The organism is Corynebacterium coyleae (assembly GCF_030408635.1).
GTDB classification, from domain to species: Bacteria; Actinomycetota; Actinomycetes; order Mycobacteriales; family Mycobacteriaceae; genus Corynebacterium; species Corynebacterium coyleae.
Genome location: NZ_CP047198.1, coordinates 1,333,696 through 1,358,571 on the forward strand (window position 1 = coordinate 1,333,696; position 24,876 = coordinate 1,358,571).

23 protein-coding genes and 1 tRNA gene are annotated in these 24,876 nt (G+C 59.9%); 8 read left to right on the forward strand and 16 right to left on the reverse strand.

Features of this window, described 5'->3' with window-relative positions; translation table 11 throughout:
* Nucleotides 1-3 precede the first annotated feature (3 nt).
* The 6 genes from CCOY_RS06495 to CCOY_RS06520 all read right to left on the reverse strand — a co-directional run bounded on the left by CCOY_RS06495 (nt 4) and on the right by CCOY_RS06520 (nt 6,086).
* Nucleotides 4-1,314 carry an anaerobic C4-dicarboxylate transporter gene (locus tag CCOY_RS06495; RefSeq protein WP_092102559.1) on the reverse strand — a complete coding sequence of 437 codons (1,311 nt, stop codon included), beginning with the start codon at nt 1,312-1,314 and terminating at the stop codon, nt 4-6.
* A 143-nt stretch (nt 1,315-1,457) separates the two neighbouring features.
* The gene (gene aspA, locus CCOY_RS06500; protein WP_092102561.1) at nt 1,458-2,891 is read right to left on the reverse strand and encodes an aspartate ammonia-lyase; all 1,434 of its coding nucleotides are present in this window, start codon (nt 2,889-2,891) and stop codon (nt 1,458-1,460) included.
* A 55-nt stretch (nt 2,892-2,946) separates the two neighbouring features.
* Nucleotides 2,947-3,621, reverse strand: coding sequence for an HAD family hydrolase (locus CCOY_RS06505; protein WP_280137906.1), 675 nt, complete (start codon nt 3,619-3,621; stop codon nt 2,947-2,949).
* Nucleotides 3,614-4,009 carry a hypothetical protein gene (locus CCOY_RS06510; protein WP_070451478.1) on the reverse strand — a complete coding sequence of 132 codons (396 nt, stop codon included), beginning with the start codon at nt 4,007-4,009 and terminating at the stop codon, nt 3,614-3,616. The genes CCOY_RS06505 and CCOY_RS06510 overlap by 8 nt, the downstream gene beginning before the upstream one ends.
* 24 nt (nt 4,010-4,033) lie before the next feature.
* On the reverse strand, nt 4,034-5,248 hold the full coding sequence (gene mshC / locus CCOY_RS06515; protein ID WP_092102563.1) for a cysteine--1-D-myo-inosityl 2-amino-2-deoxy-alpha-D-glucopyranoside ligase: 1,215 nt from the start codon (nt 5,246-5,248) through the stop codon (nt 4,034-4,036).
* 10 nt (nt 5,249-5,258) lie between these two features.
* On the reverse strand, nt 5,259-6,086 hold the full coding sequence (locus CCOY_RS06520; RefSeq protein WP_070423249.1) for an undecaprenyl-diphosphate phosphatase: 828 nt from the start codon (nt 6,084-6,086) through the stop codon (nt 5,259-5,261).
* A 72-nt stretch (nt 6,087-6,158) separates the two neighbouring features.
* On the opposite strand from CCOY_RS06520, the gene CCOY_RS06525 reads away from it, so the two are divergent.
* Both CCOY_RS06525 and CCOY_RS06530 read left to right on the forward strand, forming a co-directional pair.
* The gene (locus CCOY_RS06525) at nt 6,159-7,196 is read left to right on the forward strand and encodes a YncE family protein (RefSeq protein WP_244268727.1); all 1,038 of its coding nucleotides are present in this window, start codon (nt 6,159-6,161) and stop codon (nt 7,194-7,196) included.
* Nucleotides 7,197-7,205: 9 nt separating this feature from the next.
* Entirely contained in the window at nt 7,206-8,285 is a 1,080-nt protein-coding gene (locus CCOY_RS06530; RefSeq protein WP_070423162.1) for a quinone-dependent dihydroorotate dehydrogenase, read from the forward strand.
* Here CCOY_RS06530 and CCOY_RS06535 read toward each other — a convergent pair.
* Genes CCOY_RS06535 through CCOY_RS06550 form a run of 4 tightly spaced genes read right to left on the reverse strand, consistent with a single transcriptional unit; the run spans nt 8,282 to nt 12,449 of the window.
* Nucleotides 8,282-8,638 carry a hypothetical protein gene (locus CCOY_RS06535; RefSeq protein ID WP_092102567.1) on the reverse strand — a complete coding sequence of 119 codons (357 nt, stop codon included), beginning with the start codon at nt 8,636-8,638 and terminating at the stop codon, nt 8,282-8,284. The two genes, CCOY_RS06530 and CCOY_RS06535, sit on opposite strands and share 4 nt — an antisense overlap.
* Before the next feature lie 10 nt (nt 8,639-8,648).
* On the reverse strand, nt 8,649-9,182 hold the full coding sequence (locus CCOY_RS06540) for a YbhB/YbcL family Raf kinase inhibitor-like protein (RefSeq protein WP_092102570.1): 534 nt from the start codon (nt 9,180-9,182) through the stop codon (nt 8,649-8,651).
* Between the two features lie 21 nt (nt 9,183-9,203).
* Entirely contained in the window at nt 9,204-11,009 is a 1,806-nt protein-coding gene (locus CCOY_RS06545) for an ABC transporter ATP-binding protein (protein ID WP_092102573.1), read from the reverse strand.
* Nucleotides 11,010-12,449 (reverse strand): ABC transporter transmembrane domain-containing protein, encoded by a 1,440-nt coding sequence (locus tag CCOY_RS06550; RefSeq protein WP_353959155.1) that lies wholly within the window; start codon nt 12,447-12,449, stop codon nt 11,010-11,012.
* Between the two features lie 231 nt (nt 12,450-12,680).
* Here CCOY_RS06550 and CCOY_RS06555 point away from each other — a divergent pair.
* The 3 genes from CCOY_RS06555 to CCOY_RS06565 all read left to right on the forward strand — a co-directional run bounded on the left by CCOY_RS06555 (nt 12,681) and on the right by CCOY_RS06565 (nt 14,087).
* A tRNA-Leu gene (locus CCOY_RS06555) sits at nt 12,681-12,766 on the forward strand.
* 77 nt (nt 12,767-12,843) lie between these two features.
* Nucleotides 12,844-13,491 (forward strand): TVP38/TMEM64 family protein, encoded by a 648-nt coding sequence (locus tag CCOY_RS06560; RefSeq protein WP_070484803.1) that lies wholly within the window; start codon nt 12,844-12,846, stop codon nt 13,489-13,491.
* Nucleotides 13,492-13,526: 35 nt separating this feature from the next.
* Nucleotides 13,527-14,087 carry a MarR family transcriptional regulator gene (locus CCOY_RS06565; protein WP_070423156.1) on the forward strand — a complete coding sequence of 187 codons (561 nt, stop codon included), beginning with the start codon at nt 13,527-13,529 and terminating at the stop codon, nt 14,085-14,087.
* Here the strand turns inward: CCOY_RS06565 and CCOY_RS06570 are convergent.
* From CCOY_RS06570 to CCOY_RS06580, 3 genes are read right to left on the reverse strand one after another with little or no spacing between them, the layout of a single operon-like run.
* Complete coding sequence (locus CCOY_RS06570) at nt 14,059-15,300, reverse strand: SPFH domain-containing protein (protein ID WP_083279524.1); 1,242 nt, start codon at nt 15,298-15,300, stop codon at nt 14,059-14,061. The genes CCOY_RS06565 and CCOY_RS06570 overlap by 29 nt on opposite strands.
* Nucleotides 15,301-15,729: an NfeD family protein gene (locus CCOY_RS06575; protein ID WP_070423155.1), complete on the reverse strand. Its 429-nt coding sequence runs from the start codon at nt 15,727-15,729 to the stop codon at nt 15,301-15,303.
* Between the two features lie 10 nt (nt 15,730-15,739).
* Nucleotides 15,740-16,591, reverse strand: a complete 852-nt coding sequence (locus CCOY_RS06580) for a DUF3097 domain-containing protein (protein WP_070423154.1) — start codon at nt 16,589-16,591, stop codon at nt 15,740-15,742.
* Between the two features lie 40 nt (nt 16,592-16,631).
* Here CCOY_RS06580 and CCOY_RS06585 point away from each other — a divergent pair, with 40 nt between their 5' ends.
* The gene (locus CCOY_RS06585) at nt 16,632-17,387 is read left to right on the forward strand and encodes an Rv1486c family protein (protein ID WP_092102579.1); all 756 of its coding nucleotides are present in this window, start codon (nt 16,632-16,634) and stop codon (nt 17,385-17,387) included.
* On the opposite strand, the gene CCOY_RS06590 is transcribed toward CCOY_RS06585, so the two are convergent.
* From CCOY_RS06590 to CCOY_RS06600, 3 genes are all read right to left on the reverse strand, one after another.
* The gene (locus CCOY_RS06590; RefSeq protein WP_092102582.1) at nt 17,384-18,442 is read right to left on the reverse strand and encodes a ferrochelatase; all 1,059 of its coding nucleotides are present in this window, start codon (nt 18,440-18,442) and stop codon (nt 17,384-17,386) included. The genes CCOY_RS06585 and CCOY_RS06590 overlap by 4 nt on opposite strands.
* Before the next feature lie 31 nt (nt 18,443-18,473).
* Nucleotides 18,474-20,132, reverse strand: coding sequence for a DIP1281 family NlpC/P60 protein (locus CCOY_RS06595; protein WP_244268728.1), 1,659 nt, complete (start codon nt 20,130-20,132; stop codon nt 18,474-18,476).
* Nucleotides 20,133-20,700: 568 nt separating this feature from the next.
* Entirely contained in the window at nt 20,701-21,174 is a 474-nt protein-coding gene (locus CCOY_RS06600; protein ID WP_092102588.1) for an Rv1476 family membrane protein, read from the reverse strand.
* A gap of 193 nt (nt 21,175-21,367) precedes the next feature.
* Here CCOY_RS06600 and acnA point away from each other — a divergent pair, with 193 nt between their 5' ends.
* Entirely contained in the window at nt 21,368-24,145 is a 2,778-nt protein-coding gene (gene acnA / locus CCOY_RS06605; protein WP_208856595.1) for an aconitate hydratase AcnA, read from the forward strand.
* Between the two features lie 143 nt (nt 24,146-24,288).
* Nucleotides 24,289-24,855, forward strand: a complete 567-nt coding sequence (locus tag CCOY_RS06610) for a TetR/AcrR family transcriptional regulator (protein WP_070570340.1) — start codon at nt 24,289-24,291, stop codon at nt 24,853-24,855.
* Nucleotides 24,856-24,876 lie beyond the last annotated feature (21 nt).

A 24,876-nucleotide genomic window follows, 5' to 3' on the forward strand; every position in this document is an offset into this window, starting at 1 on the left:
ATCTCACACTACCGCCGCACCGATGAGGTATCCCAGGATTACGCTGACTAAAATGCAGACCACTCCGGGGAGGAGGAATGGGTGGTCAAACACATACTTGCCAATGCGGGTCGAGCCCGTGTCGTCCATCTCTACTGCCGCGAGCAGCGTTGGGTACGTGGGCAGGACGAATAGTGCGGAGACCGCCGGGAATGCTGCAAGTGCCGTGAGTGGGCTGACCCCTATCGCCAATGCGGCGGGGATGAGCGCTTTCGCCGTAGCGGCTTGTGAATACAACAGTGATGCGGCGACAAAGAGCACGACCGCAAGCAGCCAGGGTTTTGAGGTCAGCACGTTACCGGCGATGTTTTGGATGTCGTCGATGTAGTAGTTGATATACGTCGTACCCAGCCACGCCACGCCGAGAACGCACACGCATGCGGACATGCCGGATCGAAAGACTTGGGTGTTCAGAATCTCCGCGGCAGCAGTGCGGGTGCTCATAATGATGACGACCGCGGCACCGAGCATGATGGCCATGATTGCCTCGTTCCGTGGCACTGTTGGCTCCGCAATCAGACCGATCTGATCCGAAATCAACGTTGCGTAGACCATCACGATGATGATCGCTGCCAGAAAGATAGCGACTGAGCGCTTCGCTCCTGGTGCGGGAACGTAATCGTCATGAGCTTGGTGCGTTGCGACGAGCCCAGCGGCCTTGCGTTTGCGGTACACGGGGTCGCCGTCAAGCTCACTGCCCATATGATTGGCAACCCACGCCGTCGGGAAAATTGCCAGGAACGTCGCGGGAAGCATCACCGCAAGAATCTGGAGATACCCCACCCCAAGTGGTTCCAGCGCTGACGCCATGAACACAACTGCTGCAGAGATTGGTGAAGCGACGATCGCCATCTGCGAAGCGATCACGGCCGCTGACAGCGGGCGCGAAGGACGAACGTTTCCTTCCTTCGCCACCTCTGTGATGACCGTCATCGTGGAAAACGCCGTATGCCCAGTTCCAGCGAAGACGGTCATCAACCACGTCACCATCGGGGCGTAGACAGTGATGCGTTTAGGGTTCCTGCGTAAGAGTCGCTCCGCAAGATCCACGAGGTATTGCATGCCGCCCGCGAGCTGCATTGCAGAAATCGCTGCGATAACGCACATGATGATGCCGATGACATCGAACGGAATTGCATCTGCGGTGACCGTCATACCGGTCGCACCGAGAAGCAACACCCCCAATCCCCCGGCGAAACCGATCGCGATCGAGCCAATGCGTGCACCCAACACGATTGCCCCGAAAAGAATGAGGGTGTGCAAGGCAACCAACATGGTATGCGCTCCTTCATTACGGGTGAGCAAGGACTTCCGCCATTATCCCGCAATGATCACACCAAAAGGAAACGGGGCAGGTGTGAGATTGACTACCACCTGCCCCGCTCACCGCCTAGGCGGAAATGCATGAGCACATCACGCTACTGAGCATCTTCCTCGTCGACATAGAGCTTGCCGCGGAATTCCGGGTGCATGAGGTTCTCCTTGCTCAGCAACCGCTTCAGGTCCTCCTCCTCAATAAGGCCCTTCTCCAGCACCAGGTCATAGACACTCTTACCGGTGGAAGCAGCCTCACGGCCAATGATGTCACCGTTATGGTGACCAATCACCGGGTTGAGATAGGTGACGATGCCGATCGAGTTAGTCACGTAAGCCTCGCACACGTCCTTGTTCGCAGTGATGCCCACAACGCACTTCTCGCGCAGCGTACGTGCCGCATTGGCCAGCAGACGGATCGACTCAAACAAGGACTGAGCAATGACCGGCTCCATGACGTTGAGCTGGAGCTGACCTGCCTCAGCAGCCATGGAGACCGTCACGTCGTTGCCGAAGACCTTGAAGCACACCTGGTTGACAACCTCTGGGATGACCGGGTTGACCTTGGCCGGCATGATCGAGGAACCAGCCTGGCGCTCCGGAAGGTTGATCTCGTTCAGACCAGCGCGAGGACCGGACGACAGCAGACGCAGGTCGTTACACATCTTGGAGAGCTTCATTGCCGCACGCTTGATAGCGCCGTGCATCATGACGTAGTCGCCGGTATCCGAGGTCGCCTCAATCAGATCCGGAGAGGCCTGAATGTCGAGGCCAGTGACCTCACGAAGTGCCGTGACAACCTGGTCTTTGTAGCCGTTCGGAGTGTTGATTCCCGTACCGATTGCGGTTGCGCCAAGGTTGACTTCCAGCAGGGACGTCGCAGCGTTGCTGATGGTGCGCTGCTCTTCATTGAGGTTTGCGCCAAACGCAGTGAATTCCTGACCCAGCGTCATCGGAACCGCGTCCTGCAACTGAGTACGACCCATTTTGATGATGTCGGAAAACTCGTCGCCTTTCGCGCGCAGTGCCTTCTGCAGCTCGTCGAGCTCCTCAAGCAAGCCCTGCACCGCGTAGTACACACCGAGACGCAGACCAGTCGGGTACGCATCGTTGGTGGACTGGGACATATTCACATCATCGTTCGGATTGATGATGTCGTAGGAGCCCTTCTCAGCACCAACGTATTCCAGTGCGAGGTTAGCCACCACCTCGTTCGTGTTCATGTTTGCCGAGGTACCCGCGCCACCCTGGAACAGGTCGATCGGGAACTGATCCATGCAGCGTCCCTCTTCCAGAATCTGGTCGCAGGCCCACGCAATTGCTTCGGCTTTCTCGCGCGGCAACACATGCAGGCGACGGTTCGCAATAGCGGTAGCCTTCTTCACTTGGGCCATGCCACGGATGAACTCCGGCAAATCGTTCAGGGTGCTGGCCGACAACTTGAAGTTGTCTACTGCTCGCTGCGTATGCACTCCGTAGTACACATCAGCGGGGACTTCAGCCTTGCCAAGCAGGTCTTCTTCAATACGAGTGCTCATGGCACACCACTATACGTAGCAAAGCGAAGCCTCTCGACGATTGTGTGCGTGACACCTACGCCCCGCAGGCTGCAGCAAACCAGCGGTAAACGTCGTCGGCACTGGCCCCCACAAACAGGTGGGGATCAAACCGATACACACCGGCAGGTACATGATCCGCGAGCCCCAACACTGCACATCCCGCTGCAGCCGCAGCTGACATGCCACTGAACGAGTCCTCGACCACGAGACAGTCTTGCGGAGCGGCGCCGACGCGCCGGGCTGCTTCGAGGTACATGTCGGGGGCAGGTTTCGGGTGGATCACTTCGTCGCCAGTAATGGTGCCGGTGAAGAACACACGCCCAATCGCATCAATGCACGGATCTGCCAGGACGCGTTCTGTATTCGTCGTCACGAACATAGGCATGTGGTCTTCCTTCAGCGACTGCAGCACTTCAAGAATCCCTGGGTTGCATTCGATACCTGCAGAAAACAGTTCAGCCATTCGACCGAACATCCAATCTTTATATCGCTGTTCGTCGCCGTCAGTCAGTGTGTGCCCCGCCCACTGCGCCACAATGCGAAGCGTGTTCGGGAAACTCCCGCCAATGGTGCGCTCGCGAACCTCTGGGGTCAGTGGCCGACCAAGCAACTCCCCTAACTCGTAGGTCGCCTGTCCCCAGAGCGGCTCTGTGTCTATCAGCGTGCCGTCCATATCCCAGAAGACGGCCGCCGGACGCTGCCTACTCAAATTCCGGCAGCGCTTCTAGCGCCTCATCGGTCGCGCCCGCCGCGGTGCACACCCGAATCACGAGCGTCTCAATATCTGCCTTTTCTTCTGGCTCAAGCACCGCGTCCGCATGACGGACATTGAATGCCTCCAAGCGCTCGTAGAACGGTCCAACTAGCCCCACCAGTTGCTGGTCCTCTGGCTGGGAACCGAGTGCGTCGACCTCGTCGAGGTACTGCTCAAGCATTTTCCGCAACTCGGGTAACACGGACGGGTCGAATGGCTCGTCCCACAACTCCTTGTCTTCCTCAGAAAGGTAGGAGCCTGAGGCGAACATCGTCAGGTCATCGATAAACTCGTCGACTTCAGGCTGGAACTGGGCACGAATCGTGTGTGCTGCTGCGCTCATGACCACCATTGTGCTGGATGAGGCCTAGAGATGCACACCGAGTAGCCCCTCAAGTGCTGTCGCAATCACACCGTCGTAGTCGCCTCGTGCTTCATCGACCACACGAAGAGCTGTGGGCGTGTCAAGGTCGTCTGCCAGCGCAGCGCGCAACTTATCGACGACACCGAGCGCCTCGTCTTCAGACACCTCGTTCGCCAGGGCCTCACGCCACCGGTCGAGTCGCTCCTCAGCGGTGTGAAGAATCGCGTCGGAGAAATCACGGTCTTCCCGGTAGTGCTGGGAAAACACCGCCAGCCGGATCGCGGAAGCCTCGTGGCCTTGCTCGGTGAGCTTGTGAACAAAGACGAGGTTACCTAGTGACTTCGACATCTTCACACCATCAAGTGCGATCATGCCCGCGTGCACATAGTGGCCGGCCATCCGGTCCACGTGCAGCGCGGCCTCTGCGTGCGCGGCCGAGAACTCGTGGTGTGGAAACGCAAGGTCCGAACCACCACCTTGGATCGCGAAACTTGCTCCTAAGCGGTTCGTCGCAATCGCGGAGCACTCTACGTGCCATCCCGGACGACCTGGGCCGAACGGCGAGTCCCAGGCTGGCTCGCCCTCACGGTGACCACGCCAGATCAGCGCGTCAAGCTTGTCGCGCTTGCCTTCACGCTCCGGGTCGCCACCGCGTTCAGCGAAGTACTCCTCCATCGTTGCTCGGTCGAGGTTCGACTCGTAGCCAAACTGCTCGGTTGCATCGATCGAGGCATACACATCGCCCTGGTCGAGTGTGTAGGCCACGCCTTCGTCGAGAAGCTTCTGCACCATCTCGATGACCTCATCGACAGACTCCATCGCGCCGATGTAATCGCGCGGCGGGATGACGGAGAGAATCTCCATGTCACTGCGGAACAGATCGATCTGGTTTGAGCCGAGTTCGCGCCAATCCACACCGTCACGCTCGGCTCGCTCGAACAGAGGGTCATCAACATCGGTGATGTTCTGTACATAGTGCACCTTGTGACCGTTAGCGATCAGCTGACGCTGCACAAGGTCGAATGTGAGATAGGTGGCAGCGTGTCCCAGGTGGGTCGAGTCGTATGGAGTGATACCGCAGACATACAACCCCACTTCGCCCTTCGCATCCGGCGTGGTATCCACAGGTTTCACCTGCTGATCAGCGGTGTCGTAGAGCTTCAGCGGCACCGAAGTGCCGGCAACGTTAGGAACAATTGGGTTCGGCCAAGCTTGCATGCGCCCAACCCTACACAGGCTGCATGACACCAGTGCCAAGCAGAATCATCACAATGACACCGAGTGGGATGCGGTAGGCAGCGAACCAGGCAAACGAGTGGTTAGAAACGAACTTCAGCAACCACGCAATGGAGATGTAACCGACGATAAAGCCAATTCCGGAGCCGACAAGCAGCTGCATTCCGGAGGCAGCCTGTCCCGCTTGCGGGTCAAACGCATCGGGCAAGGAGAACAGACCAGACGCGAGTACCGCGGGGATAGCCAGAAGGAAGCTAAACCGGGTAGCAACCTCGCGGTCGAGGTTGAGGAACAAACCACCCGAGATCGTTCCGCCGGAGCGCGACACACCAGGAATCAGCGCTAGGCACTGCCACAGGCCCATGAGAACGGCGTCCTTCATAGTCAGCTCCTCAAACCCACGAGACTTCTTGCCGCGGCGTTCCGCAAGAATGAACACCAGAGAGAACAAAATGAGCACGGTCGCGGTGATCCACAAGTTGCGGAAGTTTTCGCGAATCAGGTCCTTCAGCAACACACCTGCCAACCCGACTGGGATCGTGCCGGCGATGACCATCCAGCCCATGCGGTAATCAAACCCTCGCTTGGCCTTGTCGAACAGTCCAGCGAACCAAGCGGTGAGAATCCGCCAAATGTCCTTGGCAAAGTACACAAGCACGGCAAGCTCGGTACCGAGCTGGATCACAGCGGTAAAACTTGCGCCAGCGTCCTCCCCCCAAAACAGCTCCGAGACGATACGGAGGTGACCTGACGAGGACACCGGGAGAAACTCCGTCAAGCCCTGCACGATGGAGAGGACGATCACCTGTAGCCACGACATCATGGCTGCACACCCTACTCCGCACCGCGCTTGATCACTGAACGCAGCAGGCTGATTGCTAGGCTTACGTGCGTGATTGTTCGACGTACTGCTTCCCGTTTTACTGCCGCACTCTGCCTTAGCGCGGTGTTACCGCTCGCGCTGGCAGCATGCAGCGCCACCCCGAACGCAAAAATCGAGGAGGCGGGTGGCGACGCCGCAGCCAACATGGGCAGCGCCGAACCTGCCCAGTCCCCTGCGAGCGAGAACCCGGCTGGGCGTGTAGTGCAGTTTGAGGCTGTGCGCGACCTCGACACGACAAACGGTGTTGTCGGGGTGCGCACAGAAAATGCCCTGCTGATTGGGTCGATCGACGACATTGCCAACGGCAAGGCTGAAGAGCATCCACTCGACGCGTCGTGCGGGGATGTATCTGCCAGCGATGGGTCGTTCGCAGTGGCGTGTGATGGGGCTGTCAACGTCTTCGGCCAAGCCGCGCAAACTATTAGCACCGACCTTCCGGTGACTTCGGCGACTGTTGTTTCCAGCGGTGAAGTGCTCGCTGCAAGCGATACAGAGCGCAAAGTGTGGGTGTTTAAGGACGGGGAACTGTCGGACACGATCGATGTTGCCCGCGAGACCGACCAGCTGCAGGCGGTCGCCCTCGACGGCCAAGATGACGCGGTAGTTCGCATCAGCAGCTTCGACACCACCATCCAGGACATCGACTGGCAGGGCTCCCGCCAGGGCGGCACGCTGCGTGTTGGCCTCGGCGTGGGCAAGGTTGCCGCAGGCGAGCACGGGCTTGTGCTCGCCGCCGACTCCACCGGCAACCAGATCCACGTCTACACCACCGACGACATCATTCGTCTCCAGCAGAGCGCACCTGTGCCGGAAGGCCCGTGGGACGTCGCGTGGGATTCGTCGCAACGCCTTGCATGGGTAAGTTCCTTGGCTGAAAACACCGCAACCGGATACGACATCTCCCAGGGTGTGCCGATCGAAAAGAAGAGTTTCGCCACTGTCGCGAACGCTCAGAGCATCATTTCGCTTGACGACGGCACCGTCGTCCTCGCATCCGCCACCGGCGATGGCATCCAAATCGTCGCACCCGACGAGCAGATTAACTAGGAGACCAACATGAGTCTTTACGACCGCGCCCTGCAACTGATGTTCCGCATCCCGCCGGAGCGCATCCACGGCATCATCAGCGGTGGCCTGCGTGTGCTGGATGCCGCGAGTCCCATCAACCGCGCACTCGAGAAGGTTGTACGCGTCCACGACCCCGTGCTGCGCCAGACAGTGTTCGGCGTTGACTTCCCTGCCCCGCTCGGACTTGCGGCTGGGTTTGATAAAAACGCTGAAGCTATCGACGCCTGGGGCGCCGTTGGCTTCGGCTACGCAGAGATGGGCACGGTGACCCCGAAGCCGCAGCCGGGTAATCCCGCCCCACGCCTGTTCCGCCTTCCCGCGGACAAGGCAATTTTGAACCGTATGGGGTTCAACAACAAGGGTGCACTCGTTGTCGCAGATAACCTGCGCAGCAGGAAGTCCGACGACATCGTCGGGATTAACATCGGCAAGAACAAGACCGCCGAAGACGCTGTCGCCGACTACCGCGCAACCGCTACCGCCCTTGGCCCGCTGGCCGACTATCTCGTGGTCAACGTGTCCTCCCCGAACACGCCGGGTCTTCGCGACCTGCAGGCGGTGGAGGAGCTTCGCCCCATCCTTTCCGTGGTGAAAGAGTCGACCACCACCCCGGTGCTGGTCAAGATCGCGCCAGATCTTTCGGACGAGGACATCGACGCTGTTGCAGACCTCGCTGTCGAACTCGGACTCGACGGCATCGTGGCGACCAACACCACGATCTCCCGCGACGGGCTGCACACCAATGCAGACGAGGTTGCAGCCATGGGTGCGGGTGGCATCTCTGGTGCACCCGTTGCGGCACGCTCACTCGAGGTGCTCAAGCGCCTCTACGACCGCATCGGCGGCCAATTGGCGATCATCAGTGTTGGCGGTATCTCCACACCCCAACAGGCGTGGGAACGCATCACTTCAGGTGCCAATCTGTTGCAGGGCTACACGCCATTCATCTACGGCGGCCCGGGTTGGATCCGGGATATCCACCGGGGCATTGCTGCACAGATTAAGGCCCACGGTCTGAACTCTATTGAGCAGGCCGTGGGCAGTGGGCTTGAGTGGAAAGCGCTCTAGGCCTTCGGTTGCACGCTGCGCCGTAGAATCACGGCGCAGAAGCCCGCGGCGATAGCCCAAGCGACAAGCCACACCGGCGTCGTCATGAATAATGCGGTGTTCGGCAAAATTACCCCAAGGCCGATCAAGACGATCGCGATGAAAAGGGCGATAACCTGCGTGCGCGAGCCTTGCTGCTCTTTGTTCGTGGTCGCAAACGCACCGACGAGAGCGACAGCCACAAGCACCGTGAGCACCTGAGGGGTGATCACAAACCCCTCATCACCACGGGTAAATCCGACGACTGCATAGAGGACGAGTGCGGCGGCAAGACCTAAAAAGGCACCGCCGACGCGAAGCTGCACAGGTACCATTCGCCGAATACTACTGGTTCTCGTACCAACCCCAGATGATTGCCCGGCCCAACGAGTGGAAGTTCAGGTTGAACCCGAGCTGCGTTGGGTTCGCGATCTGATCTGCCGGCAATTCCGTGTCCACCGCGTGGACTACGAACAGGTAGCGGTGCGGCCCGTGGCCTGCCGGCGGGTTTGCACCGTAGAACCCTTTAACTCCGGAATCACCGGTGAGCACAACCGCGCCGACGCCCAGGTCCTCCTTGGCGCCTGCGCCAGCAGGCAGCTCGGTGATATCTGCCGGGATGTTGAACGCGGACCAGTGCCAAAAACCCGACGCGGTTGGTGCGTCCGGGTCGAAGCACGTCACTGCGTAAGTCTTCGTCCCCTCAGGCGCACCTTCCCACGCAAGCTGCGGGCTGGTGGCGTTATCGCCGGCAAGTGTGTCGTTGAGACGCTCGCCCTCAACAATGTCATCCGAGGTCACCGTGAACGAAGGCACGTCCGCCAGGGGCGCATACGGATCGGGGCCGGGGAAACGGTCTGAAACATAGGAAGCAGTCATAGACCCATTCCTACCTGAAAATCAGTGACCCTCGCCACTCCACGCCTCAAAGAGTTGTGCATATCTCCCACCGGCAGCAAGCAGCTCGGCATGGGTGCCGTCTTCGATAATGCGTCCTGCTTCCATCACCAGGATGCGATCAGCGGTTGCAGCTTGATCGAGGCGATGCGCGACAACCAACGCCGTCGTGCCTTCAGTAATCCTTGCAGCAGCATCTTCGAGCGTGTTTGTGGCATCACTGCCCGCCTCTGCTGTCGCTTCGTCCAGGATGAGGATCTTCGGACCTGCCAACGCCACACGCGCGAGCGCGACCTGTTGCTTCACCTCGGGTGGGAGGTCATCTGCGCCTGCCCCCACAGCGGTGTCGAGCCCATTGGGGAAGAGTCGGGCAAACTGCGTGCTGTTCGGATCCAACCCGACACTGGCGAGCGCCTTGAGCAAAACAGTGTCGTCACTTCCCGGAGCAGCCATAGACAGGTCTTCGCGCAGCGTGCCCGCGAAGATATGCACGTCCTGGGTGAGCAGGGTGACGTTCTTCGCAGTCCAGACGTCGCTGACATGGGAGGTATCTACCCCACCAACTCGGATGCTCCCCGAAGTCGGCTCCACCAAGCCTGCGATAAGCGCTGCCAGCGTGGATTTGCCCGCGCCAGACGTGCCGACGAGCGCCGTCATCGTGCCCGCTGCGAGCGTCACCGAGAGGTCCTCAAGAACGTTAGCTCCGCCGGGGTAGGCAAAGGACACGTGGTTGATCTCAACGTCTTCAGGGGCATCGAGGTCATCAGGTACCACGGTGGCCGCTCGGCCGTCCGCCAGTTTGGCCAAACTCACCGCGCGCCCAACAGACGTGGCGGCGCTTTGGAGCTCTCCGATGAAAAACAGCGCATTAAACACGACGACCTCAGCACGGATCACCATGAACACAGCAGCGCTGGCCTCCCCAGGTGTCACAGCGCCTGTAGACACCAACCAGGCACCCACACCAAGAGTGAGCAGCACCCATGCTGCGAAGGCGAACTGTCCGATGCCCATGAGACGAATGAACCAGGGCACACGATCCATCGTCGCCTCCACCGCACCCCAGGAGGTGCGACGCATGCGCCCAAGCGCCCAACGTTCTAGTCCGAACGCGCGAAGCGTCGGCAGGCCACGCACCGTATCAAGCAGCACTGCGTTTCTACGAGCCTCCGCCACACTCACTGCGTTCGACGCAGCAGGGATTGCACGCACAACGGCTCGCGCGAACGGGTACGTGCAGATACCGACTATGACGAGGATGAGGGCAAAGCGGACGTCGATAAGCAAAAGCCCGAGAAAGGTAATCGGAAACACGAAGGCTGTGGTGAGGACCCTGGATCCGATCGCGGTGATCGTTTGCACCACATCATCGATGTCCTTCGTCATGCGCGTAATCACGTTGCCGGTGCCCAACTCCATCACCCGCGGCACAGGCGCGCGCAAGATAGCGTCGAGGCAACGACGGCGCAGATCGATCGACGCACGGGCGACCTTCTGGCCCACCACATAGTTGCCCAGACCACGGAGGGACAGCTCGATCAGCATGCACAACATTGCCAATGCGATGGCCCAAATAAAAGCACTGCTGCCAGAGCCGAGCCCGGGTATCGAGCCACCGATCAACGGGTCAACGCTGCGCCCAAACAGGTTCGACTGTGTCGTGTTCACAGCAACGATCACAGCCTGGATACTCAACAGCATTACCCACCACCGACGATCCAGTGCGTTCGGCAGTTCCGCAAGGTACGCGAAGGTCTCCTTCACCCCAGCGGGGGCAACGGCATCGACGCGCTCGTATTCACGCTTCATTTACTGTACCTCCAATGCGTTACCTGCAGAGCGCCACGCGGCATTTCCAGTGATCACTATGGTTGTTTTGTCCGCACGTAGCGTCTTAACCGCCGCAACGACGTCAGCTTGGGTGACAGAGTCCAGCCCTGTTGTTGGGTCGTCCAAAATGAGCACGTTCGGATCCGCTGCGAGTGCGCGTGCAAGTGCCACACGTTGCCGCTGCCCGCCCGACAAATTCAGCCCCGCCTCCCCCAGCGGCGCATCAGGCAATTCACCGTTCTCTCGGACACCTCCGAGGCGACGCAGAATGTCCTGACAATGCGCCGCAGCGAGCGCCTGCTTGACGACGACTGCCGGCAAATCACCGCGCGGATTCACGTTATCCGCGATCGTGCCCTCAAATACGTTGACGGTGTGCGGTGGGAACAGCACCCCCTCACGCTCCGCCCATGCCTCAACGACCGCAAACGATCGCTCATCCGGAGCGAGGATCCACAGCCCTGGACCGGGGATCGCGTTGGAGGTTGGCTGCGGCTCAGACACCTTTTCGGCTGCATGGTGCAACTCCACGATGCGCTTGCCACTGGCAACCGCCCTGCCCCACCCACTAGCTAGGTCACCGAAGGCAAATCCCGCCATATTCAGCGCAGGCGGCACTAGCAGCGCAACCGATGTCATCTGCCCAGGCGTGATCTCTCCGCGAAGCGTCAACCAGGCAGCAAGTGCCACGATCGCCAGATTGCACAGCCAAGCCACCACAAGACGAACAAAGCCCAGCCCGACTTCAACCTTCAGGTGCTTCAAGATCAATGCCCTGGCGTTGGCCGTCTCAACTGCAAAACGTTGTGCAACAGATGCACCCGCGCCAAGGCCCTTCACAGCACGAATGCCTTGAGAGACATCCGTGGCCAAGCCCGCGACATCCGCTTCCGCAGCGCGACGCTTCAACGAGATCCGCGTCACTGGTCCTGCGGTCCACGCCGCAAAAAGCCCAATGATCATCGCGCTAACCGGAATGGCAAGTGCCACCCACGGGGACACAGACCACATCGCCACCACTGCACCCGCGGCATAACCGATCGCCATAAGCGGAAACGACAGCAGTTCGCGGTACCGTCCGACCGTGCTTGCGTCTGCATCGATCGTGTTGAGCACCGTACCCGGGCTCATCGCGCCTGCACCATCGCGCAGCACTCCGGAGGATAAGTGTAACCGGGCGTTGTGGGTAACCCGGCCCACCGACGCTGCCGCAAGGCCGTCGCCGGTTGCCTCACCGATGAACGACAAAACAAAAATGCCCACCAGTACCGCAAACAGCCACCACGCGTTAAACGTTTCTTCGCCAAGGAGACCGTCCACGATCATGCCGACCACCACCGGCACGAACGCTGCGATACCGGAGCCAAAAAGGTAGCTCAGAATATGCAGCGCGAGCACACCCGGATACGCGGAAACCATGTCCCGAACGACCCGGTTACCTTCCTCCCATCGCGCCGGGTGGAGCCGGGCGGGGTCATGAGCAGGCGGAACTTGTGGGACGAACCAGCGGTACGTCAGCATTCTGCGCGGTGGAGCTATCACCCCGCAAAATTTAGCAGAATCTGCGCGTTATGCTGGCGATTTGGTACCTGCAAGAACCGACCCTATAGTAGTGCAGGTGCCCAGCCGAGAGGCTGAACAAACACCCTAGCCCGGGTGGCGGAATGGCAGACGCGCTAGCTTGAGGTGCTAGTGTCCTATTAACGGACGTGGGGGTTCAAGTCCCCCTCCGGGCACAGATAAGTCCCGCTCAGCAGTCAATAGAACTGCGGAGCGGGACATTTATATTTACAGACATGGTCGAGGAGTGCGTATGCCCAAGATATCGGGTTCCGCCCGCAACAAGCTCGTACTCGCAGTGCTTATCGTCGTGTTCATAGCGGGCTGGGTGTTTCTCGACGTCCCACCACTCTCCACACTTCGCACCTGGGCTGACACACTCGGCCCCTGGTTCCCAGTAGCGTTCTGGCTGCTCTATATCTTGATTACCCAATTCCCTATCCCGCGCACCGTGATGACCGTCTCTGCCGGCATTCTTTTCGGTTCGGTACAAGGGATCCTGATCGCGATTACCGCGACGACAGTCAGCGCAGTTATCTCACTGTTGATCGTGCGCACTCTGCTGCGGGATTGGGTAGAAGCGCGACTGACACATCCTGCTGTTGAGCAGATCAACCGGCGCCTCGAAGAACGCGGCTGGCTCGCGATTTTCAGCCTGCGCCTCATTGCAGCCGTTCCATTTTCCGTCCTCAACTACGCAGCAGCGCTCACGCGCGTTCCGGTGTTGCCGTTTGCCATCGCAACGTTTGCGGGTTCACTTCCAGGAACCGTGTTGGTCACTATCTTTGGCGACACCCTCACGGGTGAGGCAAACCCTGTGGTCATCGCAGTGATGGCTGTATTGGCAGTGATTGGCCTTAGCGGGTTGATTCTCGACGCACGACTTCCGGCGCGTAAGTAAAGGCTCACGGGTAGACCCGCGTAGTATTGGCAGCCATGATTGCCGTGCATGCGAAATACAGGGGCCGCGAAAAAGGGCGTGCTGCCGTCGTCGAGCGTTCCGCGGAGGCGCTTGGCACTCTCCCAGGCATCAGCCCGTTTGAAGTGCTCGGTGTTGAAGATATCCGCACCCTGGTGGATGACGCTGAGGCTTCGTTAAACCTGATCATGGCGCTGCTCTCCGACGGCAACTGGGCCATCGGCCTAGGGGTCGCTGCAAGCAACAGCGATGCCTTGAAAGCTGCCTCAAAGGCGGTTGGGGTGAAAGCGGGCCAGGTGCGTGTGGTCGTCGACAAGCAAGGCGCAACTACTGAGGCTGCGGATATCGCTGCCGCATTCGCCCTGCTAGCCCACGTGCTGCACAAGCGGACATTCGAGGGACGAGAAGCGACCTCGCTCGTGCGCCGCGGGCTGAATCAGAATGAAGCAGCAGCCGAGCTCGGCATATCCAAGCAGGCAATCAGCCAGAGGCTCCAGGCAGCGGGATGGCCAGCCGAACAAGCCGGCTGGCAACTGGCCCTCAACCTGATTACTCGGGCTGCTGATCTGGCTGATTAAGCGGGTTCGACACCTGGTCATTGAACCCGAAATCGGTCGGCTTGTTCGCAGGGGCACTGATCTCTCGCAACCCCGAGTCGCTGGAAGCCGTGCCAGCGGTAGGTTGGGTCGGATCTGGATCGTCTACGTGTTTGTTCGCCACCGCGCGGGCCTCTGCAAGCGCCTTGGCTAGCTCCGGGTCGGTCGAGGTGTCGAACCAACGCTCCGGATTGCCCTCATCGGCCATCTCAAGATCGCGCTCGTCAACCTGCGCCGCCTCGTAGCGGAACACTCCGTCGTCGTCCTTGTTGGCAAACGCCTTGGCAAACTGCTGCAACGAATCGCCGAACTGGGACGGAATCATCCACATCGTGGCCGCCTCGTTGTTGGCAATCTTCGGCAACTGGTCCAGGTACTGGTATGCCAGGAGTTCCGGCGTCACTCCAGAGGACTTAATCGCGGCGTTCACCTTTTGGATCGCACGCGCCTCACCCTGCGCAGCGAGGTACTTCGCGGCACGCTCACCTTCGGCGCGCAGCATCATTGCTTGACGCTCAGCCTCAGCGGCGAGAATCGCTGCGTGCTTCTCACCCTCGGCAGAAAGAATGCGAGCCTGCTTTTCACCCTCAGCGGTTTTGATGTCGGACTCGCGCTTACCTTCAGCGGTGAGGATCATCGCGCGCTTTTCGCGGTCCGCCTTCATCTGCATCTCCATGGACTGCTGAATCGACGGTGGCGGATCAATCGCCTTGAGCTCCACGCGGCTAATGCGCAGGCCCCACTTTGCGGTCGCAGCATCTAGCTCACCGCGCAGGCGGCGGTTAATGGTTTCGCGAGAGGTCAGCGTCTCCTCAAGCGTCATGCCACCAACGACGTCACGCAGCGTTGCCGTCGAAATCTGCTCCACACCGACGAGGTAGTTGTCCACGCCGTAGATGGCCTTCGCAGGCTCGTTGATCTGGAACGTCACCACCGTGTCAATCGCCACGGTCAGGTTGTCCTGGGTAATTACTGCCTGGGGCGGGAACGACACCACGCGCTCACGCGTGTCTACGCGCGCACGGATGCGGTCGATATACGGCACCAGGAACGTCAACCCACCGGACGCAGTGCGCGTGTAGCGTCCCAGACGCTCAATAACCGCAGCTTCTCCCTGCGGAATCAGTTTGATCGACGCTGTAAGCAGCGCGATAAACAGAATAAGTATGACGGCGAAGGTAACTAACCCACCCATTTAGGACTCCTTCCAAACGACGGCTACGGGTCCGTCGATATCGTAAACGGTCACGTGGGAACCTGCAGGAATAGTTTTTGCCGGATCCAGGGCGCGTGCCGACCACAGGCTGCCGTCGAAACGCACTTGCCCACCCCCGGGGCCGATGTCCTCGACAACCTCTGCACGACTTCCGACGAGCGCGCGTGGCGTCTCATCGAGCACCAGCGGCTTATCCATCCGCTTGCGCAGACGTGGCCTTAGGAAGAACCAGAACAGCAACGAGGAAGCGATAAACACCGCGACTTCAGCTGCAAGTGGAACGTCGAATAAGGCGACCCCCGATGTTGTCAACGCACCCGCAGCGAGCATGAGCAGCGTCAATTCGCCCACGCCAAGCTCGAGTAGCGCGAAACCTGCCGCGACAATAAACCAAATCAATGCTCCCACGGCGCAAATCTTACATGTGTGTGAGATCTTCCTTCGTGAGCTCGGGATTAGTGACGAAGTCCACCAGTCTCTCAACTGCACCGATAAGTGTTGAATCCAAGTCGCGGAAAGTGCGCACGGACGATGAAACGCGGCGCCAGCCTTCCTTTGGATCAGACCAACCCAAGCGACGGCACACGCCCGTCTTCCAGTCTTCGCCGTACGGAACCTCCGGCCAGGCGGCGATGCCGACGCTCTTCGGTTTCACCGCAGCCCAGATATCGATGTAGGGGTGCCCCGTCACCAACACATGAGGTCCTACATTTTCGACGAGCCGAGCCTCCTTAGTCCCCCTAATGAGGTGATCGGCGAGCACACCGACGCGACGGTCCGGTCCAGGCTGGAACTCGTCGAGACGCATCTGCAGGTTGTCTAGCCCTTCCAGATACTCGACGACAACCCCCTCAACACGCAGGTCGTGCCCCCACACCTGCTCAACGATCGCAGCATCGTGGATGCCCTCCACCCAGATGCGTGACGGCATTGCAACCTTCGCCTGCACGTTAGCAACCTTGCGTGAGCCCGAGTTGGAGCGCTTTGGTTCGTCGTTACGCGGTGCAACATATCGGGTGAGGGTGACACGCTGCCCTTCGACCATGAATGCCCCCGGCAGCATTTTGAACAGCCGCTGGGTTCCATAGCGGTCCTCCAGGCGGACGAAGTCGCCGTCGTAGGTTCGCTCGAATCCAACCACTGCGCCGACAAAGTCGTTGCCGACGATCTCCACGATGATGCCTGGCTCTGCAGGCATCTCTGGATACGTTGGCCTCCTCTTGCGCGCGTGGCCTTGAAAAATATCTCCGCTATACCGGCTATCTCCCATAGTGGCTCCGTATTCTATCCCCCTAGCTAGACTCAACTGGATGCACACGCGCGCTCAGGTCTACTCGCCTCTCCAAAACACTGCAGTCTGGCTTGCCGCCTGGCTGTACAACGTCGAATCCACGGACGACACCCTCGACGCGTTAACAGACCTCGGCGGCACCCACACCTATTGCGACGCGCCCATGGTGCAATTGCTTAGCGACGTCCGCGCCGTCGCCGACCTTGAGTCTCCGGATCCAGTTATCCGCTTGATTCTGTGGGGGCCAGGACAGGCACCGCACCTCCGAGCTGGATCCCCCGCAATGGACGCCCTCTCCCAGGCTGGTGCGTTGGTTGTCCGGGGAGATGGGATCAGCCACATCCTTGTCCCCGACTACTCGGGGGCGGAAGTGCGCTGGCGTTGGTTTGAAGAAACTGAGCGGCTGCCGGAACCGGATTGGCTAGCTCCAGGTGAGGCAGATCAACTGCTGTCGCGCGCAACCGATGAAGCCGCCGTTTTGATTGAGGCGGCTGGTGGCACCTCGAAGGAATTGCCGAATCCACGGCTTACCGTCGGCACGCTCGCGGACTTCTACGACACACCCGGGCTGCCGGCCGGGGTGACTGCGCGAGCGGCAAAGCTTTTTGCCAGGGCTGACCGTGTTGCCGCGACGATCGAGACGGTAACGGAGCGCCTCGACGACCACTCCTTCGACCCTCACCTGTTTGCACTGTGGCGGCACGTCCGCACTGCCCGCATGGCGGGGGTCGCAGACGCAGTGATCGATTACCGGCGCGAATATCTAGCGAATTAGTTTGCGCTACCCGGTCGGCCCGGGTGCTTCAACGGTTCGCAGCAATGCGGCTTGCACGGCGCGCCGTTGACGGTACAACCCTGAACTGTAACGTTAGACAAGGTTTCAGGCTTGTCACCATCAGCGATAGCTTGCGCGATATCGACGAGCATGCCAGCGAAATCGGGCTCGAGCCCCACCGTCGCAACGCGATCTAGCGTGATGTTGCGTGCCTCGCAGGCCTGTCGCAGCTCGGTGTCGAGGTCCCAGATCACCTCCATGTGGTCGGTGATGAAGCCGAGTGGCACACAGATCAAGTGCGTAAAGGTGCTGTCTTGATCATGGAGTTCCTCGGTGCGATCGACGATGTCCGGCTCCAACCACGGCGTTGCCGGATTGCCGGAGCGAGACTGCCAGACAACCTCGTACTCTTCGACGCCGGCCTCTGCAGCGACCAGCCGGGCCGCCTCATGCACCTGCCGTGAGTACAGGTTGGCATCCTCCGGGCCACCTGAGACATCATCCGCAGCATTCGGAACACTGTGAGCAGTGAACAGTACTTTTGCACCAGCCGGCGCTGCATCGACGGCGCTACGCAACACGTTCGCCATAAGCCGCACGAACGTCGGGTGGGCGTAGAACTGCCAAAGCTTGGTGTACTCAAGCTGCGGCGTCACTTCGCGGATCCTCTGGATGTCTTCGTCGTACTGTCGGCAGGCCGAGTACCCACCCCATGCCGAGGTCGCGAAAACCAGCACGCGCTTATGCCCGTCAGCCTCCAGCTGCTTCGCAGCATCTTCCGCAAAGGGGTGCCAGTTCCGGTTGCCGAAGTACACCGGAAGTTCAATCCCCCGAGCCTCCAACTGTTTTTCGATGTTGCCAATCAGCACTCGGTTCTGTTCATTGATCGGGCTAACACCACCGAAGTGGAAGTAGTGTTCCCCTACCTTGGCGAGCCGCTCACGCGGAATCCCGCGGCCACGGGTGACATTCTCTAGAAAAGGAATAACCTCCTCCTTTCCTTCGGGTCCACCGAAGGAAAGGAGGAGGAGTGCGTCGTAGTCGTTGAGAGCCATAGCCTTGAGCCTAGACTGTGGCCCCGAAAAATTAGAGCAGGCGGACCGCGTTAGGCGCCATGCCGGACCAACGGACCGGAGAAATCTGCACGTTCATGCCGGACTGCGGTGCCTCGATCATGGTGCCGTCGCCGAGGTAGATGGCAACGTGCTGGTTGCCGCCCGGACCCCAGAACAGCAAGTCGCCGCGCTGCGCTTCGCTCGCCGGCACATGCGTGCCACGCTGGTACTGGTAGCCCGTGTAGTGGGGCAATGCAATGCCAGCGCCGGCGAATGCGTAAAGCACGAGGCCAGAGCAGTCGAAACCAGCTTGACCGCCACCTTCCAAGCCCGTGGTTGGACCGTTTGCATCGCCACCGCCCCAGACATACGGCGTGCCGATCATCGACTGAGCGCGTGCGATAACCGTCTCAACCTGAGAGGCGTCGGATACGGCCGCAGAGGCAGCACGAGCCTTCTCAGTAAGATCTGTCGCAGTCTGCACCTGCGGCAATACGTCAGCCACAGTGCCTGAGGTGCTATCGACATTGCCCAAGGCACCAGTGAGCCCTTCTGCGAACGCAGTCACAAGTTGGCCTGCGTCACCGCTATTCACCGCATCAGAGAAGGAGCCGTGGTTCGCAGCAACGCCGCCAACCAGGGCCACGCCGACGGCGATGGCGCCAGCCTTCGCGATAGCGTCGTCGTCAAGCTGTGGCAAGCCTGCTGCCGAAGAAAGCGCAGCAACCTGGGACACGTCGTCGGACGTCGTATCTGAAGAAGAGGTCTGGGCGACAACACGCACGGCATCCACGATGGCCTCACGGCTCGGCTCACCGGCTTCAGGGGAGGTACCAGAGATGCGCTCCCGAACACGGTCCACGACCTCTTCTGGGACCTCATAGGTGGCATCGCCGCGCGAAATGGTCAGGGTTGAAGCGTACGGGCTGGCCACAGGGCCCTCCGTTGACTCATCGGATGCTTCCTGCTGCTCAGGCGCACGCTGCTCCTGGAGATCAGATTGTGCTGCTTCGAGCTCGCGTTGCGCGGCGTCGCGCTCAGCCGTGCTTGCCTCGAGCGCTGCGCGGTTGTCGTCGAGAAGCTGACGCGCTTGCGCCTCCGCAGCCTCGGCTTCTTGAGCAGCCGAGTCGGCAAGCTCACGCGTCTGACGCAGCGTCGACTCTTCGTTCGCCGCCTCTGCACGGGCCTGCTCCGCTTCCTGCAGCTTCGCACGCTTTTCTTCAGAACGCTGGCGCAGGAACAGCGAGCGATCCAGCACGTCGCGCTGCGTGTCCTTACCGCTAATCGACGTGAGCACATCGCTTGTCGACGCCCCGCGATACTGGGAACGGCTTAACTCATCAAGCTCGGCGCGCAGCTTTTCGACGCGAGCCTGAGCCTCGTCCAGGCGACGCTTAGCTTCCTCTTCGCCGAGGCGGGCCTGCTGGGCCTTTGCATGAGCGTCGTGCAAATCGACGAGCGACTGGTTAACCGCCTCTTGCAGTTCGCCGAGGTTCAAGTTTCGGGCGTCCACGTCCGCTTGAGCGCGGGTGACTGCGGAAACGAGTTCGCTGACGGTAGACGTCGAGCTCTGACCAGAGGCAGCCGGGCTGACGAGGCCCACCGCCAACGACACGGTAACGACACACGCGGCAGTACCGAACACATTACGTGCACGTCCAAACCGGGTGCCCCTTAGTGGATTTGCCACGAAGGTGCTCCTTCACGCCACACGCGCATACCGTGGCAGGCCCGCAGGTGATCAAGAAACCTGCAGGCGCGCCAAGGCACACATAAACCCTGACTAGGGGTAAGAACGTGCGGCCTCGATGTTGACTACTAACGCGGCAGCGCGAAGAAGTAGCCATCACAAGGCTCCGTGGCGCTTCAACAATGTTTCAGGATCTCGGCGTGCTTCCCCACAAGCCCGATCCATCAGTCGAACGCTTGACTAGAGCGCTCAATGAAACTTCACGCGAAACGTGTGACAACTATCGACCCGCGAGCCGATAGGAGCACCATACGTCAAGCCAACCGACTTGTATCCCTTTCGTTACATAAAGTTGATCAAGTCAAGTCTTGTCACATGATTCACACGCGCCTCACCTGCATGTATTGACACGCTTATTTGATGTGTGAGTTTGCTCACATCCAAGGTTACCGAACCGTTACTTATATGTTTTGACGTGGGCAAATGGCGAAATAAGGGCCGCGGAGCAGGCACCCTTCAGTAACCCGAGATGCTCCTGACATTAATTCCGTCAAGTCTTGCAACTTGTCTAGCGCGACGGCTTTGGGCGCCGCGCAGCGATCGCGAGGAGGGCAAACGCGACCAGCACCACCCCAACAACTACCGGCCACATTGGAGAGAAGGAACTCGCCTCCCCTGTAAACGCTTTCAGTCCTTCGACATAATCCGCATGCGACATCATCGCGAGCTCCCCTGTCTCTATCTGCGCACGACTCAACTCTTCGCTTACCCCCACTGCGGTGTGGGGCGTTCGGATCAGCACCGTTGAATAATCCGTAGCGTTTGCAATGTCCTGGGCAAGATCTCGGAGCTGGGCAATCTTTTCTGGAGTGCGCTCTAAAACGACTACTGCGGCAGGGTCAATCGAATCCGAATGCGGCGAGCTCAGCACGCCTTCAATGCCATTTCGCAGGTCATCGTTTACCGGATTCTCCGTACCAAAAGCCACGCCAGAGGTTTCAAGCTGGCCGATTAGCTCGTCCAATGTTGTCTCCGGCTCCACGATTACTCCTTCATGCCAAACTGCTGGGCCGATTCTAATCTGAGTGATTTTGCTGTAGTCGATAAGCAAAATATGAAAACATAACGAACGTACTGTTATCATCAGTACGGATCTATGGCGGGTCGCTTAGTATGGGACTTGACCATAGGGTCATCATCCCTGTTTTTGATTACGACGAGGAATGGAGCTCACCGTGGCAGAAAGCAAGAATTCCTTCGGTGCCAAGAAGACGCTCGAGGTTGGCGGTAAGTCTTACGACTACTTCGCTCTCGATGCTGTTGAAGGCATGGAGAAACTCCCCTACTCCCTTAAGGTGTTGGGCGAGAACCTCCTGCGCACCGAGGACGGCAAGAACGTCACCGAAGACCACATCAAGGCCATTGCAAACTGGGACCCGTCGGCAGAGCCGAGCGTTGAGATCCAGTTCACCCCAGCACGTGTGCTGATGCAGGACTTCACGGGCGTGCCGTGTGTCGTCGACCTTGCCACCATGCGTGAGGCCGTATCGTCGCTCGGCGGCAACCCGGATCAGGTCAACCCCCTGAACCCGGCAGAGATGGTTATTGACCACTCTGTGATCATCGAGGCCTTTGGTTCCACCGATGCCATCGAGAAGAACGTAGAGATTGAGTACCAGCGCAACGAGGAGCGCTACCAGTTCCTGCGCTGGGGTGCAGAGAACTTCTCTAACTTCCGCGTTGTCCCGCCGGGAACCGGCATCGTCCACCAGGTCAACATCGAGTACCTCTCCCGCGTTGTCTTTGACAACGACGGCGTTGCATACCCGGACACCTGCATTGGTACCGACTCCCACACCACCATGGAAAACGGCCTGGGCATCCTTGGCTGGGGCGTCGGCGGTATCGAGGCTGAGGCAGCGATGCTTGGCCAGCCGGTCTCCATGCTCATCCCGCGCGTTGTCGGCTTCAAGCTCACCGGCGAGATTCCGACCGGCGTGACCGCAACCGACGTGGTGCTGACCATCACCGAGATGCTGCGTGAGCACGGCGTGGTCCAGAAGTTCGTCGAGTTCTACGGCAACGGTGTCAAGCAGATCCCGCTGGCAAACCGCGCCACCATCGGCAACATGTCCCCAGAGTTCGGCTCCACCTGCGCGATCTTCCCGATCGACGAGGAGACCATCAACTACCTGCACCTGACCGGTCGTAACCAGGAGGACATCGACCGCGTCGAGGCATACGCCAAGGCACAGGGCATGTGGCTTGAGCAGGACGCTGCGGAAGCTGAGTACTCCGAGTACCTCGAGCTCGACCTCTCCACCGTCAAGCCGTCTATCGCTGGCCCGAAGCGCCCGCAGGACCGGATCCTGCTCGCGGAGTCCAAGGAGACCTTCCGCAAGCAGCTGCCGGACTACAACACCGCTGGCGAGGGCACGTCCGAGCCGGTTCGTGCAGCAAAGGTCGACAGCGTCTCCTACAACGAGTCTTGGCCGGCAAACGGCGAGTCCGCTGCTGTGGGTGCTGAGGGCCGCGCTTCCAAGCCGGTCATCGTCGAGTCCCCGCAGGGTGGCGAGTACACCCTCGACCACGGCTTCGTCGCAATTGCTGCAGTCACCTCCTGCACCAACACCTCCAACCCGTCCGTCATGGTTGGCGCTGCCCTGCTCGCACGCAAGGCTGCTGAGAAGGGCCTGAAGGCTAAGCCATGGGTCAAGACCATCATGGCTCCGGGCTCCCAGGTTGTCGACGGCTACTACGAGCGCGCAGACCTCTGGAAGGACCTCGAGGCTGTTGGCTTCTACCTGTCCGGCTTCGGCTGCGCATCCTGCATCGGCAACTCTGGCCCGCTGCCGGCTGAGGTCTCCGAGGCTGTCAACGAGTTTGACCTCACCGCAACCGCAGTGCTTTCCGGCAACCGCAACTTCGAGGGTCGTATCTCCCCGGACGTGAAGATGAACTACCTCGCGTCCCCGCTCTTGGTCATTGCATACGCAATCGCCGGCACCATGGACTTCGACTTCGAAACCCAGCCGCTCGGCCAGGACGCAGACGGCAACGACGTCTTCCTCAAGGACGTCTGGCCGTCCACCGAGGAGATCGAAGAGACCATCGCTGGCACCATCTCCCGTGAGATGTACGAGGCTGACTACGCCGACGTCTTCAAGGGCGACGCACAGTGGCAGGGTCTCGACATCCCGACCGGCAAGACCTTCGAGTGGAACGAAGACTCCACCTACATCCGCAAGGCACCGTACTTTGACGGCATGCCGGAGGAGCCGGAGGATGTCAAGGACATCGAGGGTGCTCGCGTTCTGGCGAAGCTGGGCGACTCGGTCACCACGGACCACATCTCCCCTGCTTCCTCCATTAAGCCGGGCACCCCGGCTGCGAACTACCTCGATTCCCACGGTGTTGAGCGCCAGGACTACAACTCCTTCGGCTCCCGTCGTGGCAACCACGAGGTCATGGTTCGCGGTACCTTCGCAAACATCCGTCTGCGCAACCAGCTGGTTGATGAGCAGGGTGGATTCACCCGCGACTTCACCCAGGAGGGTGCACCGCAGGCATACATCTACGATGCTGCGATGAACTACGCCGAGAAGAACATTCCGCTCGTCGTCCTTGCTGGTAAGGAATACGGCACCGGTTCTTCCCGTGACTGGGCTGCTAAGGGCACCAACCTGCTTGGTGTGAAGGCAGTTATCGCCGAGTCCTTTGAGCGCATCCACCGTTCCAACCTGATCGGTATGGGTGTTCTGCCGCTGCAGTTCCCGGAGGGCCAGTCCCACGAGTCCCTCGGCCTCGACGGCACCGAGACCTTCACCCTGTCCGGTATCACCGACTTCAACAAGGGTGACATCCCGGCAACGGTTCACGTCAAGGCTGAGAAGGACGGCGCTGACGCTGTCGAGTTCGACGCTGTTGTCCGCGTGGACACCCCAGGTGAGGCTGAGTACTACCGCCACGGCGGCATTCTGCAGTACGTGCTTCGCCAGATGGTCAAGAGCTAGTCAGCTCTCCTGACGCCATCGCCGCGAAGGGGCCACCGCACTACGCGGGGCCCCTTCCGCATTTTTACCCCCTAATCCTTTGTTTCCGCACTCCGCTAGTCTTCGACCACTTTTGACCTAGAACTACGCCAAGGAGCACTGACATGCCTATCGTGAGCGAGGCCGAGCTCGCACGCCGCCGTAGCGAGATTATCGATACCGCACGCAAATGCTTCGCCCATTACGGCTACGAGGGCGCCACTGTTGCAAGGCTCGAGGAAGCCACCGGTAAAACCCGAGGCGCGATCTTCCATCACTTCGGAGACAAGGAATCACTGTTCCTTGCTATTGCGAAAGCGGACGCGGAGCGCCAGGCACAAGTGGTCAGTGAGCAGGGTTTGGTTGAGGTCATGCGTGGGATGCTCCACGACACTGAAGCAAACGATTGGTTCACCACCCGTGCGGAAATCCTGCGGAGACTGCGAACTGACCCGAAGTTCGAAGCACGCTGGCGGGAACATCAAGAGGTGCTCGACCAGGCGGTGCGCACGCGCTTGGAATCGAACAAGCATATGCGCGACGACGTCCCCGTGGAGGTAGTGCAGACCTACTTGGAGACTGTTCTCGAAGGGTTTATCACCAAACTCGCTGCCGGTGAGCCTGTGGAACGCCTCGAATCGATGCTTGACATCGTGGAGCAAGCCGTTCGGCACCCAATGAATCAGGAATAGACCGAGCGGTATAGAGTAGCC